The sequence below is a fragment of the Fundidesulfovibrio soli genome, from assembly GCF_022808695.1.
In the GTDB taxonomy this organism is placed as follows: domain Bacteria; phylum Desulfobacterota; class Desulfovibrionia; order Desulfovibrionales; family Desulfovibrionaceae; genus Fundidesulfovibrio; species Fundidesulfovibrio soli.
The window spans coordinates 254166-268385 of record NZ_JAKZKW010000001.1; the positions used below are offsets into that span (position 1 = coordinate 254166).

At 63.6% G+C, this 14220-nt stretch carries 15 protein-coding genes; 2 read left to right on the forward strand and 13 right to left on the reverse strand.

The features are described 5' to 3' along the window. Positions 1–244 precede the first annotated feature (244 nt). Positions 245–1144: an isocitrate lyase/PEP mutase family protein gene (locus MLE18_RS01205; protein WP_243366570.1), complete on the forward strand. Its 900-nt coding sequence runs from the start codon at positions 245–247 to the stop codon at positions 1142–1144. Next, complete coding sequence (locus MLE18_RS01210; protein WP_243366572.1) at positions 1141–1800, forward strand: carbonic anhydrase; 660 nt, start codon at positions 1141–1143, stop codon at positions 1798–1800. The genes MLE18_RS01205 and MLE18_RS01210 overlap by 4 nt, the downstream gene beginning before the upstream one ends. A 266-nt stretch (positions 1801–2066) precedes the next feature. On the opposite strand, the gene MLE18_RS01215 is transcribed toward MLE18_RS01210, so the two are convergent. The 13 genes from MLE18_RS01215 to MLE18_RS01275 form a co-directional block, all read right to left on the reverse strand. Then, positions 2067–2279 carry a heavy-metal-associated domain-containing protein gene (locus MLE18_RS01215; RefSeq protein WP_243366574.1) on the reverse strand — a complete coding sequence of 71 codons (213 nt, stop codon included), beginning with the start codon at positions 2277–2279 and terminating at the stop codon, positions 2067–2069. Positions 2280–2373: 94 nt separating this feature from the next. Next, positions 2374–3657, reverse strand: a complete 1284-nt coding sequence (locus MLE18_RS01220; RefSeq protein WP_243366576.1) for a S1C family serine protease — start codon at positions 3655–3657, stop codon at positions 2374–2376. A 272-nt stretch (positions 3658–3929) separates the two neighbouring features. Beyond that, the gene (gene hisA / locus MLE18_RS01225) at positions 3930–4664 is read right to left on the reverse strand and encodes a 1-(5-phosphoribosyl)-5-[(5-phosphoribosylamino)methylideneamino]imidazole-4-carboxamide isomerase (RefSeq protein ID WP_243366578.1); all 735 of its coding nucleotides are present in this window, start codon (positions 4662–4664) and stop codon (positions 3930–3932) included. After that, a complete protein-coding gene (locus MLE18_RS01230; RefSeq protein ID WP_243366580.1) occupies positions 4661–5311 on the reverse strand; it encodes a hypothetical protein in 651 nt (216 codons plus the stop codon). Before MLE18_RS01230 ends, hisA begins: the two co-directional genes overlap by 4 nt. Beyond that, entirely contained in the window at positions 5311–5892 is a 582-nt protein-coding gene (gene hisB, locus MLE18_RS01235; RefSeq protein ID WP_243366582.1) for an imidazoleglycerol-phosphate dehydratase HisB, read from the reverse strand. Before hisB ends, MLE18_RS01230 begins: the two co-directional genes overlap by 1 nt. Beyond that, positions 5885–6382 carry a twin-arginine translocase TatA/TatE family subunit gene (locus MLE18_RS01240; protein WP_243366584.1) on the reverse strand — a complete coding sequence of 166 codons (498 nt, stop codon included), beginning with the start codon at positions 6380–6382 and terminating at the stop codon, positions 5885–5887. Before MLE18_RS01240 ends, hisB begins: the two co-directional genes overlap by 8 nt. A gap of 3 nt (positions 6383–6385) precedes the next feature. Further along, on the reverse strand, positions 6386–7939 hold the full coding sequence (guaA, locus tag MLE18_RS01245; protein ID WP_243366586.1) for a glutamine-hydrolyzing GMP synthase: 1554 nt from the start codon (positions 7937–7939) through the stop codon (positions 6386–6388). Continuing rightward, the gene (gene guaB, locus MLE18_RS01250; RefSeq protein ID WP_243366588.1) at positions 7939–9396 is read right to left on the reverse strand and encodes an IMP dehydrogenase; all 1458 of its coding nucleotides are present in this window, start codon (positions 9394–9396) and stop codon (positions 7939–7941) included. The genes guaA and guaB overlap by 1 nt, the downstream gene beginning before the upstream one ends. A gap of 19 nt (positions 9397–9415) precedes the next feature. Next, positions 9416–10123, reverse strand: a complete 708-nt coding sequence (locus MLE18_RS01255) for an ABC transporter ATP-binding protein (RefSeq protein WP_243366590.1) — start codon at positions 10121–10123, stop codon at positions 9416–9418. Next, positions 10116–10901, reverse strand: a complete 786-nt coding sequence (locus tag MLE18_RS01260) for an ABC transporter ATP-binding protein (RefSeq protein ID WP_243366592.1) — start codon at positions 10899–10901, stop codon at positions 10116–10118. The genes MLE18_RS01255 and MLE18_RS01260 overlap by 8 nt, the downstream gene beginning before the upstream one ends. Before the next feature lie 3 nt (positions 10902–10904). Further along, entirely contained in the window at positions 10905–11933 is a 1029-nt protein-coding gene (locus MLE18_RS01265; protein ID WP_243366594.1) for a branched-chain amino acid ABC transporter permease, read from the reverse strand. A gap of 10 nt (positions 11934–11943) precedes the next feature. Continuing rightward, positions 11944–12831 carry a branched-chain amino acid ABC transporter permease gene (locus MLE18_RS01270; RefSeq protein ID WP_243366596.1) on the reverse strand — a complete coding sequence of 296 codons (888 nt, stop codon included), beginning with the start codon at positions 12829–12831 and terminating at the stop codon, positions 11944–11946. Between the two features lie 176 nt (positions 12832–13007). Next, complete coding sequence (locus MLE18_RS01275) at positions 13008–14168, reverse strand: ABC transporter substrate-binding protein (RefSeq protein ID WP_243366598.1); 1161 nt, start codon at positions 14166–14168, stop codon at positions 13008–13010. Positions 14169–14220 lie beyond the last annotated feature (52 nt).

Here is a 14220-nt window from a genome sequence, read left to right on the forward strand (position 1 = left end):
GTCAGACCAGTTTCTAAAGTTTACATAATTTACATTATGAGACAATGGTACGGGCTGCGAGAGGGGGCTTTTGAACGATTCCGCTGGGTTCTCGATCCACCGGTATCGTTGAGCTGCCTCGCCCCATTACCCAAAGGGACAGCTGGCCTACGTCACCCGTTGCAATCCATCCAAAAACACCGGATACTGCCCCAGTCAAACCAACCTTGGTGAGCCTTCGGCCGCCTTCAAGGAATCCGCCTCTATGAACCCCGGCGCCATCTTCCGTTCCCTTGTCAACGCCCCGGAGCTGCTCATGCTCCCCGTGGCCCATGACGGCCTTTCCGCCCTGGCCATCGCCCAGGCCGGTTTCAAGGCCCTGGCCGTAGCCGGGTTCGGCAGCTCCGGCAGCGTTCTCGGCTTGCCCGACTTCGGGTTGATGAGCTCCACGGAGATGATCACGCACTACGCGCACATCATCGAGCGCGTGGAAATCCCTGTCCTGGTGGACATCGACACCGGCTTCGGCGACGTCAACAACGTCATCCGCACCGTGCGCCAGGTTGAGGCCATGGGCGCGGCCGCGCTCTTCATAGAGGACCAGACCTTCCCCAAACGCTGCGGCCACATGTCCGGCAAGGCCGTGGTGTCCGTCGACGATTACCTGCCCAAGCTCAAGGCCGCGCTCTGGGCCAGGCGCAACCCGGACTTCGTGATCATGGCCAGGACCGACGCCGTGGCCTTGCACGGCCTGGACGAAGGCATCCGCCGGGCCAGGATCTACGCCGAGGCCGGTGCGGACATGGTCTTCGTGGAGGCCGTGACCTCCATAGAGGACATGCGCACAGTGAACAGCGCCCTGAGCGTGCCCAGCATGGCCAATATGATCGAGGGCGGCAAATCACCCTTCCTGAGCGCCGCCGAACTCCAGGACGTGGGCTACACCCTGGCGGCCTACCCCTGCGCCTCGGTGTTCACGGCCGTCCGGGCCTTGCAGCGCTGGGCGCAGCACCTCAAGCAACATGGAACCAGCCAGGGCTTCGCCGGGCCGGAGACCATGCTGAACTTCGACGAATACTTCCGCTTCATCGGCGCGGAAGACATCCGTCGCAGGGAGGCCCTGTTCTCAGGCGGCGCACCCCTTGATGGAGATGCAATAAAATGAAAGATATCGCCCGCTTCCTTTCTGGATTCAAGGAATTCCAGCGCACCTACTTCTGTTCGGAGAGCGACTTCTACAACAACCTGCAGAAGGAACAGAGCCCCAAGGTGCTGGTCATCGCCTGTTCCGACTCCCGGGTGGACCCGGCCATCCTCACGGGCTGCGAGCCAGGCGACATGTTCGTGGTGCGCAACGTTGCCAACCTGGTGCCGCCCTACGAGAACGCCGAAGGCCGCCACGGCGTGAGCGCGGCCCTTGAATACGCGGTCAAGAACCTCGAGGTGGAGCACGTGATCATCCTGGGGCATTCGTGCTGCGGCGGCATCTCGGCGCTGCTGGCCCCCAACCGGGAGGACCTGGGCGAGTTCATCGCGCCCTGGGTCAAGATCGCTGAACCCGCGCTCATGGAAGTGGAACGGGAGCTACCGGGCAAGCCCGAACATCTGCGGCGCAGAGCCTGCGAGCAGGCTTCGGTGCTCGTCTCGCTGGACAATCTGCTCACCTTCCCCTGGGTCTGGCAACGCGTGGTGCAAGGCAAGCTGCACCTGCATGGCTGGTATTTCGACATGGACTCCGGCGAGTTGTACAGCTACCTGCCCGAAACGGGCACCTTCGAGGCTCTGGTGCCCCGCTGCACCCGGGAACGCGCGAAGGCATAGCCCTCGTTCAGAGGATGAGGTCAGCTGGTTGGGCGCTTCACTTGCTGTTCAGGAGCCACCGGGCTCCCGTACATCCGGCACGGATGCCCTACCCCAAGGCATCTCCTCCCCGCTCTCCAGACGGGGCGGGACGATGAGCCCTGCGGGCGATGCCAGCAGGACCTGATACCCGGCCTTTCCACAAGAAAACGCCCGGTGAGGGATTCCTCTCCGGGCGTTTCAATGCTCTCGGGCATGGGCCCCATCAATGAAAACGGATTGGCCGTCTATTTGAAATTCCCGGCGGTGAACCCGATGCGCTCGATGGCGGCCTTGACCTCTTCCTCGGAGACGGGCTTCTCCTCTTGGAAGGAGGCGGTGCCGAAGGCAAGGTCCACCTTCACGTTGGCCAGGCCATCAATGCTCGAAAGGGCCTCCGTGACGGAGTTGACGCAGTTGCCGCAGCTCATGCCTTTGACTTCTATGGTCTTGGTGCTCATTGAATCCTCCTGTGCGGTGTCGGCGGAAAGCTCTGCAACCCTACTCCAGCTTGGGTGGAAAGCCTAGCCCCGCCTCACTTGAACAGCCCGGGACCTATTTCGCCTCCATACCCACGGCGCGCATGCCCTCCGCGATAGGGACGAAGAAGTTGAGCCCTGTACTCCTGTTGTTGCTGTCCGTGTCGATTCGCTTCCAGGAAGTCAATCCTACAACCCTGCCCTGACCGTCCACCAAGGGGCCTCCGCTGTTGCCTCCATTGATCATTGCATCGCTCTGGATCCACTGGCTGCCGTCATCTCTAGGGCGGTAGGCGCTTACGATGCCCTTTGTGACCGTCCCGTGGAATGTCACTTCAAGCGGCGCACCCACGGCGAACACCTCCGTGCCCGTGGCGACCCTTTCAGGCCGCACGGCAAGGCCTTTGACAGGTGGATTCACAATCTTGACCAACCCTACATCCTGGACCGGGTCGGAGCGAATGACGATTCCCTCGGTCGACGTTCCGTTCTCGAAGATTACCTTCATGCGCTTGAGGCCTTTGACAACATGGTCGTTGGTGAGGATGTAGCCTTCGTCGCCCACGAGCACGCCTGATCCGTGCATGCCGCCCATCTGGAGCACCACCACGCGCTTCTTGACCTCTTCCAGGGAGTAGGTCTGTTTGGGATTGGCCGAGACCTTGATGCTGGCCGGCGGCGCGGCTTGGGCTGCAGCGTCGGAAGCTTCCGCGTTCTTCTCTGGTTCAAGAAGCAGCTTGTTGAACTTGGGGTCGGCCAGCAGCCCCTGTACCGCGCTGGAAAACGCCAGGAACAGGGCTTCGTTGAAGTTGCCGTTTTCAAATTTGAACTCGGCCTCGCCCGAAGCCGTGGATTTCATCAGGACTTTTTTCTGGTAGTTCGAGTAGACCTGCCATTCCACGGATACAGTGGCCTTTGAGGTGCCCTTGCGCACATTGCCCCAGCCAAACCACGGGAAGCAGGCTTCCACGTACAGATCGGTTATCAGCCCCCCAACGGTGATCTCCGTGGCGGGGGGTTCACGATTGAAGAGGTCAGTAGGATCGCCCTTGACGTTGTAGTTGTTGCGGCGAAGCTCCTCATAGAAAATCGAGGTGAATTCCTCCACCTTGGGCGACCTGGAGCCAGCCCCCCACACCAGTTGGGTATTGGGCAGGCAAAGCGCTCCGGATTTCAGGTCGCCGTAGACCTGCCCCCGTGGGAGCTTGACCACCACCCTGCCGAGACCGATTGTCTTGGTCTCCCTACCGTCGGGCACCTCGATGACGGGATGGTCCTTGACCGTGGCGGTCTGAGAGCTGACACAAGCGCTGAGGCAGCAGGCGATCACGACAAGAACGAAATACTTCAACTGGCGCATGAGGTACTCCTGTAAGGCGGGACAGCGTTAAAAAAATGTACCCTGTGCGATATCGCGTGTCAATATAGTAGGTTATGGGTTCGATATCCACGTTCATGCAGGTGAAGTTCGACACTTCGGCCGCAAACCCGGCATCCGGAAGGTTTACATGCCAGCCTCCGCCAGCGGCGATGATCACCGGATGGCGCCGCCGGAGTCCAAAAGGTCCCAGAAAGCAGAAGGCCGAAGGGTTTCACCCTCCGGCCTTCTTTCAATCCATTGAAGCGCAGCAGCTAGGCGGCTTGCTGCCCAAGCCAAGCCATTGCCTCGGTAAAATCCAGTGTGCCGGTGTAGATGGCGCGTCCGCTGATGACCCCGGCCAGGCCCTTCGAGGCCAGGGGAGCCAGAGCCTTGAGGTCGTCCAGGGTGGCCACGCCGCCGGCCGCTATCACCGGCAGGCGGGTCTTTGACAGAAGCGCCTCCATGGCCTGGAGGTTCACCCCGCTCTGCATGCCGTCGCGGCTGATGTCGGTATAGACCAGGAACGCCGTGCCCTGGGCCTCAAGCCTGGGGATCACGTCGTCCACGGTGAGGCCCGAGTCCTCCACCCAGCCCTTGGTCTTGAGCCTGCCGCCGTCGGCGTCCAGGGAGACGCCCACCTTGCCGGGCAGCTCGGCGCACATGGCCCCGAAGGTATCCGGGTCGGCAAGGGCCAGGGTGCCGATCAGCAGTCGCGAGACGCCCGCCGAAACGTAGGCCTTGGCCGTGGCGATGTCGCGGATGCCGCCGCCCAGTTGCACGGGCACGCCGGAGGAGCGGCAGATCTTTTCGACGATCTTCATGTTCACGGGCTCGCCGTCGAATGCGCCGTCAAGGTCCACCACGTGGAGGGCCTTGGCGCCAAGGCCGAGCCAGTGCCCGGCGGCGGACACCGGGTCGGGGTCGAATACGGTCACCTGGTCGGCAAGCCCCTGCTTGAGGCGGACGCACTTGCCGTCCTTGATATCGATGGCCGGGTACAGGATCACAGACCAAGCTCCTTGAGCCCCTTCTCGATGCCTTCCCTGGAGAGGTCGGCGGCGGTGACCCACTGGCCTTTGCGCTTGAGGAACTTGTCGGCCTCCAGGATGTTATCCGTGAGGGCCTTCTGCTGGTAGTCGTAGCGGAAATGGTTGACCAGGCCGCCGGTCTTCACGTTGACCAGATACAGGTCCAGGATGACCCAGGCCGGGCTGGTGGAGCCCGCGGCGGAACCCTGGCGCTCCTTCCAGTGCACGGCCACGGGCACCAGCAGGTACTGGGCCTCCATGCACTTGCCCACCTCCTGCCAGTACTTGATGGTGCTCATGCGGGTGGCGTCGGCGGGCTTGCGCACGGACTGCATGCAGCCGGCGACCTTGTTGCCGGCCACGACGTTGCGATCGGGGCCAATCTTGAGCGACTTGATCAGGATGGCGTCCAGTTCGTCCAGGGCGTCCGCCTTTGGCGGAACGGTATGGTCGGGCAGATAGCCGGAGATCAGTTCCCACGGCTCGGTGGCCACGGTGAAGGGGGCGACGGCCACGGTGAACTGGGGATTGATCTTGTTGTCCACCTGGGTGGGCTTGCGCTGGCAAGCCACACTGACGCACAGCGCCAACACCAGAAGAACGATCAACGAACGGTTGGTTCTCATCAGCCAAGGCTCCCTTTGGTACTTGGCACCCCTGCCCCCTCGCGGCGCACCGCGTGCTTGAGGGCCACGCCGAGGGCCTTGAAGGCCGCTTCCAGCAGGTGGTGTCCGTTCTTGCCGTAGATCATGCGCACATGTAGGTTCATCTGGCATTTGTTCGCGAAGGACTTGAAGAATTCACGCCAGATGTCTTTCTCCTCACCGGCGACTATCGCCGGGAGGGGGGTATCGTCGTACACCAGGTAGGGCCTTCCCGAGAGGTCCACCACGGCTTCGCACAGGGCTTCGTCCAGCGGGAACCGGCTGAAGCCCACCCGGTTGATACCGGCCTTGTCGCCCAGGGCCTCGGCCACGGCCTGGCCCAGGCAGAGCCCCACATCCTCGATGGTGTGGTGGGCGTCCACCTGCAGGTCACCCTTGCAGAAGATCTTCAGGTCGAAGCCTGACCAGAAGCTCAGCAGGGTGAGCATGTGGTCCGCGAAACCGACGCCGGTGGAGATTTCGGCCGAGCCGGAACCGTCCAGGTCGATTTCCAGTTCTATGGAGGTCTCCTTGGTGGTGCGAACCACCTGTGCCTTACGCATGGGACTTCTCCTTGGATTCCTTGGACTCGGCCTGCGCCTCGGCTACAGCGGCCTTGGGGGCCTCGGTCTGCGATTGAGCCTCATCGGCCTTGGGGGCCTCGGCCAGTGGGGTCTTGTCTTCCGGGGCCGGTTCGGACGCGGCGGCCTGTTCACCCTGGACCGGTTCGGACGCGGCTGTTTCCTGCGGAACTTCAGGCTGCTCTTGCGGGGCCTGGGCCTGCTCCAGCTCGGCCTGCGTCTTCTCCACCTGGGCAGATACGTCGTTGACCACGTTCTCGATATCCCCGAAGTACTCCTTCTTGGCCTCTTCGATGCGCTTGGCCGCGTCGATCTTCTCGACTTCCTGCTGCAGCGTGGACTTGACCTCCAGGCTGAGCCGCCGGATCTCGGACAGCCCCTTGGCCGCCATCTTCATGATCTCGGGCAGCTTGGAAGGCCCGATAAGCACCAGCGCCACGATCAGGATGAGGATCATCTCCGAGGAGAACATGCTCTACTCCCACTCGATGGTCGCGGGCGGCTTGGAGGAGATGTCCAGGACGACCCTGTTGATGCCCTTGACCTCGTTGATGATACGGTTGGAGATGCGCGCCAGGATGTCCGTGGGCACGCGGGACCAGTCGGCGGTCATTGCGTCCAGCGAATCCACGATGCGCAGGGCGCAGACGTTCTCGTAGGTGCGGTCGTCGCCCATGACGCCCACGGTCTTGAGCGGCAGGAGCACGGCGAAACCCTGCCAGACCTTGCGGTACCAGTCGGCGGCGTGCAGCTCGGCCTGAACGATCTTGTCGGCCTTGCGCAGGATGTCCAGGCGCTCGCGGGTGACGTCCCCGATGATGCGGATGGCAAGGCCTGGCCCCGGGAAGGGATGGCGCCAGATGATCGAGTCGGGCATGCCCAGCTCGAGGGCCACCTTGCGAACCTCGTCCTTGAAGAGCTCGCGCAGCGGCTCCACCAGCTTGAGGTCCATCTTCTCGGGCAGGCCGCCCACGTTGTGGTGGCTTTTGATGACCACGGAGGGCCCGCCCCGGAAGCTCACCGACTCGATGACGTCCGGGTAGAGGGTGCCCTGAGCCAGCCACTTCACGCCCGGGATGGCCTTGGCCTCGCGCTCGAAGACCTCGATGAAGGTGTGGCCGATGATCTTGCGTTTCTTTTCGGGGTCTTCCACGCCGTCCAGGCGGTCCAGGAACAGGTCTTGCGCCTGCACATACTTCAAGTTCAGCTTGAAGTGTTCCGTAAGGAAGGAGACGACCTCCTCCCCTTCTCCCTGGCGCAGAACGCCGTTGTTCACGAAGATGCAGTGCAGCCTGTCGCCGATGGCCTTGTGCAAGAGCACCGCCACCACCGTGGAGTCCACGCCGCCGGAAAGGGCGCAGACCACATGGTCGTCCCCGAGCTTTTCGCGCAGGGCCGCCACTTCGGATTCGACAAAGCTGGCCATGGTCCAGCCGGTCTTCACCTTGGCGATCTTGAACAGGAAGTTGCGCAGGATGGTCTCGCCGTCTTCGGTGTGGGCCACCTCGGGGTGGAACTGCAGAGCGTAGATGTTGCGGGAGGGGTCGGCCATGGCCGCCGCCTCGACGCTGGAGGTCCTTGCGATGATGCTGAATCCCTTGGGGATGGCCACAACGTGGTCGCCGTGGGACATCCACACCGTGCGCGGGGTGGTGGCGTCCACGCCTTCCCACAGGGCGCTCCCTGCGGAGAGGGTCAGCTCGGCGCGCCCGTATTCCCGCTCCTTGGAGGAGGCGACCTTGCCCCCGTCCAGGGTGTGGGCCAGCAGCTGCATGCCGTAGCAGATGCCCAGCACCGGCACGCCCAGCTCCAGCACGGTCTTGTCGAGCTGGGGGGCGTCCTCGTCGCTGACGCTGCAGGGCCCGCCGGAGAGGATGATCGCCTTGGGCTTGATGGCCTTGAGCGCCTCAGAGGAGAGCGTGCAGGGATGGATTTCGGAATAGACTCCCGCCTCGCGCACCCGGCGCGCGATGAGCTGGGTGTACTGGGAGCCGTAGTCCAGGATGACGACGGTTTCTTCGTGTTGCATCAGTAGCTCTCCACCCTGTAGTTGGGGGATTCCTTGGTGATGATGACGTCGTGAACGTGGGACTCGCGCAGGCCGGCGGCGGAAATGCGCGTGAATTGAGGCTTTTCCTGGAGGTCCTTGATGTTGTCCACGCCCACGTAGCCCATGCCGGAGCGCAGGCCGCCCACCAGCTGGTAAATGGACTCGGAGACCAAGCCCTTGAACGGCACGCGGCCAACGATGCCTTCCGGCACCAGCTTGGAGGTCTTGTCCTGGGAGTAGCGGTCCGCGCTGCCTTCGCGCATGGCGTCGATGGAGCCCATGCCCCGGTAGATCTTGTAGGTGCGGCCCTGGTAGAGCATGGTCTCGCCCGGGCTCTCCTCGGTGCCTGCGAACATGGAGCCCATCATCACGGTGTCAGCACCGGCGGCCAGGGCTTTGACCACGTCGCCGGAGAACTTCACGCCGCCGTCGGCCACGCAGCACTTGCCCACCTCACGGCAGGCGCGCACGGCCTCCATGATGGCGGTGATCTGGGGCACGCCCACACCGGCCACGATGCGCGTGGTGCAGATGGAGCCGGGGCCGATGCCCACCTTCACAGTGTCCGCGCCAGCCTTGAGCAGGGCCTTGGCGCCCTCGTAGGTACCCACATTGCCCGCCACCAGCTGGCACTTGGGGAACTGGGCGCGGATGGCCTCGACGGCGGTGATGATGTTCCTGGTGTGGCCGTGGGCGGAATCCAGGACGATGAAATCGCACCCGGCGTCCATCAGGGCCTCCACGCGCTCGTCGCGCCCGGGGCCGACGCCGATGGCGCCGCCGCAGCGCAGACGGCCGAGGTCGTCCTTGCAGGCGTTGGGGTATTTCTGGATCTTGTCGATGTCCTTGATGGTGATCAGGCCCTTGAGCTTCTTGTGCTCGTCCACCACCAGGAGCTTCTCGATGCGGTGCTCGTGCAGGTGCTCCTTGGCGATCTCCAGGGGGGTGCCAACGGGCACGGTGACCAGGTTCTCGCTGGTCATCACCTGGCGCACGGTGGTCACGTCGTCTTCCACGAAGCGCACGTCGCGGTTGGTGACGATGCCCACCAGACCGTCGTTCTCCACCACGGGCAGGCCGGAGATGGAGAACTCGGCCATGACCTTCAGCGCGGCGGCCACGGTCATGTCCGGGTGCACGGTCACCGGGTCGATGATCATGCCGGATTCGCTCTTCTTGACCTTCTCCACCTCCAGCTTCTGCTGGGCCACGCTCATGTTCTTGTGGATGACGCCGGCGCCGCCGTTGCGGGCCATGGAGATGGCCATGCGCGATTCGGTCACGGTGTCCATGGCGGCGGACAGCAGGGGAATGTTCAGGCGGATCGCGGGGGTCAGCCAGGTGGAGACGTCCACCTTGTCAGGCAGTATTTCCGAGTAGGCGGGGATGAGCAGCACGTCGTCGAACGTGAGCCCCAGGCCGATGATTCTGTCCATATCGCCCTCCGCAGGCGGTTTAGTCGAGTCCGAGGTAGGCCGAGCGGACCTTGGGGTCCTCCAGCAGATCCTTGGCCGGTCCTTCCAGGGTGACCTGGCCGGTTTCCAGCACATAGCCGCGATGGGCCACTTGCAAAGCCATCTGCGCGTTCTGTTCCACGAGGAGGATGGTCACCCCGTCGCGGTTGATGCGCTGGATGATCTCGAAGATGTTTTCGACGACGATGGGAGCAAGCCCCAGGCTCGGTTCGTCCAGCAGGAGCACCTTGGGTCTTGCCATGAGCGCGCGCCCGATAGCAAGCATCTGCTGTTCGCCGCCGGAGAGCGTGCCGCCGTGCTGCTTGGTGCGTTCCAGCAGCTTGGGGAACAGCTCGTAGACGTGCTCCTCGTCGGCCTTCACGTTGTCCTTGTCGTTGCGTAGGTAGGCCCCCATGAGCAGGTTCTCGCGCACGGTGAGCCGGGGGAAGATCATGCGCCCCTCGGGCACCTGGGTGATGCCCCGGGCCACGATCTTCTCCGTTGAGAGCTTGGTGATGTCCTCGCCCAGGAATTCCACCGTTCCCTGCCGGGGCACGGTCACGCCGGAGATGCTCATGAGCGTGGTGGTCTTGCCCGCGCCGTTGGCGCCGATCAGGGTGACGATTTCGCCCTGGTTGACGGTCAGCGTCACGCCCTTGAGGGCGTGGATGGAGCCGTAATAGGTGTTGACGCCTGTAAGACTAAGCATGGGCCGCTCCCCTGCCCAGGTAGGCCTCGATGACCTCCGGGTTTTCCCTAATCTCGCGCGGCCCGCCCTCCGCGATCTTCACTCCGTGGTCCAGCACCACGAGGTGTTCGCAGATGCTCATGACCAGCTTCATGTCGTGCTCGATGAGCACCACGGTGATGTCCTTGTGCATGATGGCGTGGATGAGGTCCACCAGGGAGGCGGTCTCCTGGGGGTTCATGCCCGCCGCGGGCTCGTCCAGCAGCAGCAGCTTGGGCTGGCTGGCCAGGGCCCGTGCGATCTCCAGGCGGCGCTGGTCGCCGTAGGAGAGCGAACTGGAAAGGTCCAGGGCCTTGCTCTTGAGGCCCACGAAATCGAGGTACTCCATGCTCTGCTCCACCAGCATGCTCTCCTCGGCCTTCTGGGCCTTGGAGCGCAGCACCGCGCCCCAGAAGCCCTGGGTGGCGCGGCAGTGGCGGCCGATGCGCACGTTGTCCAGCACGGGAAGCGAGCCGAAGAGCCGGATGTTCTGGAAGGTGCGGGCCACGCCCATTTGCGTCATCTGTTCAGGGCGGGAGCCGCCCACGTCCACCGGGCCGGTCTCCTTGTCGAAGAGGATGCGGCCTTCCGTGGGCTTGTAGATGCCTGCGATGCAGTTGAACATGGTGGTCTTGCCCGCGCCGTTGGGGCCGATGAGGCCCAGGATGCGGCCCTTCTTCACCTCGAAGCTCACGTCGGCCAGGGCCATCAGGCCGCCGAAGCGTTTGCTCACGCCGTCAATCTTGAGAATGGTGTCCATGCCCTACCCCGCCCTCTCGGCCTCGAGCCTGGCCTTGAGGTCCAAAATGAGCCTGCTCTTCTTGCTGGTGGCGGCGATGGCCGGGAAGAAGCCGCCGGGCTTGAAGCGCATGATGAGAATCATGATGAGGCCGTAGACCAGAAACCGCGTCTCGGCCGGGAGCCCGAACTTGGGCAGCACCACGCGCAGGATCTCGCCCAGGGCGATGAGCACCACGGCGCCCACGATGGCCCCGTTGATGTTGCCCAGGCCGCCCAGCACGATCATGCACAGCACCAGGAACGACTCCCAGAACTTGAACACGTCCGGGGCCAGGAACATGGACCACTGGGCCATGAAGCAGCCGGCCAGCGCGCCAACGCCCGCGGAAAAGGCGAAGGCCACGGTCTTGTAGGCCATCAGGTTGATGCCGCAGCTGGCGGCCGCCAGGGGGTCCTCCTTGATGGCGAGCCAGGCGCGGCCCAGGCGCGAATCCTCGATGCGGCACATAACCACGTAGACAGCCGCCACCATGGCCAGGCCCAGGTAATAATACGGGACCTCGCTCAGGAAGTCGTAGCGCCAGTCGATGCCCAGGAACTCCAGGCTCAGCGCGATGGGCGGGATGCCCGGCAGGCCCAGGGGGCCGCGCGTGAGCCAGATCTCGTTGGTCAGGAAGAGCACCACCAGCTCGGTGAAGCCGAAGGTCACGATGGCGAAGTAGTCGCCCGAGAGGCGCAACGTGGGCGCTCCGCGCAGTATGCCGCAGAGCGCGCCCAGGGCCACCGCCCCGGGAACGATGAGCCAGAAGCTCACGTTGTGGTTGTAAGCCAGGATGCCCGCCGTGTACGCGCCGATGCCGTAAAAGCCCACGTAGCCCAGGTCCAGCAGGTTGCAGAAACCGGGCAGGACGTTCAGGCCCATGGCCAGCACGGCGTAGACCATGATGAGCACGGCCACGTGCATCACGTACTCGCTGCTGATGGGCAGGACGGGGAAAGCCAGCAGTGCGGCCAGCCCGAGCAGTTTGAGAGCGGTCTTGTTGCCAGTCATGTGTTTCCCCCTATGCCTTCTGGCCAACGCTCTTGCCGAGCAGGCCCGAGGGCCGCAGCAGGATGACCGCGATCATGACCGCGTAGCCCAGACCGTCGCGGTACTGTGAGGAAACGTAGCCAGCGCCCAGGGTTTCGGCCACACCGAGCACCACCCCGCCGAGCATGGCGCCGGGCACCGATCCGATGCCGCCCAGCACCGCGGCTGCGAAGGCCTTGACGCCTGCGTTGTAGCCCATGGTCGCGGAGAGGGTGTTGTAATACATGCCCACCAGGATGCCCGCCACCGCGCCCAGGCCCGAGCCCAGCGCGAAGGTGAAGGAGATGACCCTGTTGACGTTGATGCCCATGAGCGCGGCCGCGGTGGCGTTCTGGGCCAGGGCGCGCATGGCCGTGCCGACCTTGGTCTTGTTGATGATGAGCGTGAGCCCGATCATCATGGCGATGGTCAGCGCGTAGATGAACACCTGCAGCCCGGAGACGTTCACGGACCCGAGGGTGAAGGCCGTCTCGCTGAAGGCGGCGGGCACGGCCGAGCGGGTGAAGGGCACCGGGCGCGAGCCCCAGATGATCATGGCGATGTTCTGCAGAAAGATGGAGACGCCGATGGCCGTGATGAGCGCGGCTAGGCGTGGGGCTTTGCGCAGGGGCTTGTACGCTATCTGATCAATGAGCACCCCTATGCCCGCGCAGAAGGCCATGGCCAGGGCCATGGCCGGAAACAGCGGGACGCCCAGGGCCTGGATGAAGGTGATGCAAAGGAACGCCCCGAGCATGTACACCTCGCCGTGGGCGAAGTTGATCAGCTCGATGACGCCGTAGACCATGGTGTAGCCCACGGCGATCAGGGCGTAGATGAGCCCCAGGGTCAAGCCATTGAAAAGTTGTTGTTCGAACACTGCCTTCTCCGAACCGATGGTGTTGACTGCAGGGCCCCGGCGGCGATGCGCCGACCCTTCAGAGGGGTGTACCGCGCCCCTGCGCGCGATCCGCGTGCTATATGCGGATTTCTTATGAAAAGAAACAGGCTGGATGGTCATCCAGCCTGTTTCGATTCATTTCAAGCCGGTGTCGGCTAGTTCGTCATCTGCTTCGGGGCGGGCACGAACTGGCCCCCCTTGACCATCTTCACGTAGGCGGGCTTCACGCAGTCACCCTTCTCGTTGAAGTAGGTCAGGCCGGTGATGCCCTTGAAGGCCTTTTCCTTGGTGTTGATGGAGGCCAGGTACTCGCGGATCTTGGCGCGGTCCGGGCCGACCTTGGAAATGGCCTCGATGATCATACCGGCGGCGTCATACGCATTCGCGCTCATCCAGTCAACATCGCGCTTGAACTTGGCCTTGTAGGCTTCAATGAAGGCCTTGGCGTCCGGGCCGGCGGTCTCGGCCAGGAAGGGGGTGGTCAGGTAGGTGTCGTCGGCGGCGGGACCGGCCAGCTTGATGTAGTCGGCGTTGTCCAGGCCGTCGGCGCCGAACTTGGGCACGTTGATGCCCAGCTTCTTGGCTTGGTCGGCGATGAGGGCGCCTTCGGCGTAGTAGCCGGCGATGAACAGGGCTTCGGGGGCGGCGCCCTTGAGCTTGGTCAGCTGGGGGGTGAAGTCGGTGGCGCCCTTCATGTAGGCTTCCTCGCCCACGACCTGCAGGCCGTTGGCCTTGGCCTGCTTCACGAAGGCGTCCTTGAGGCCGATGCCGTAGTCGTTGTTCTCGTAGAACACGGCGACCTTCTTCAGGTTCAGCTGCTTGAGCATGTAGTCGGCCAGGAAGGTGCCCTGGAAGTCGTCAAGGTAGACGTTGCGGAAGCTCCAGTACTGGCCCTTGGCGTCCTTGCCCTTGTCGGAGATGGTCACGTTGGTGGCGGTGGGGGAGAGAGCGGCAACGCCGACGCGCACGTAGTTGGGCAGAGCGGCCAGGTGGGCGCCGGAGCACAGGTGGCCGACGATGGCCACGAGGTCCTTGTCGCCGGCGATCTTGGTGCCGACGGTGGCGGCTTCCTTGGGATCGCACTGCTCGTCGAAGTAGACGGCCTCGATCTTCTTGCCGTTGACGCCGCCCTTGGCGTTGACCTCTTCAACCTTCATGACCACGCCGGCCTTCACGTTGTCGCCGTAACCGGCGGCGGAGCCGGTGAAGGGCGAGGGGACGGCGATCTTGATCACGTCGGCCGCCAGGGCGAGGCTGCCCATTGCCAGAACCGCGGCCATGGCGCACGCCATAACCAGTGCACGTTTGAACTTCATGCCTGCTTTACCTCCGAAAATGAATTGAACCATGCCGCGCACCAGGGCGCGT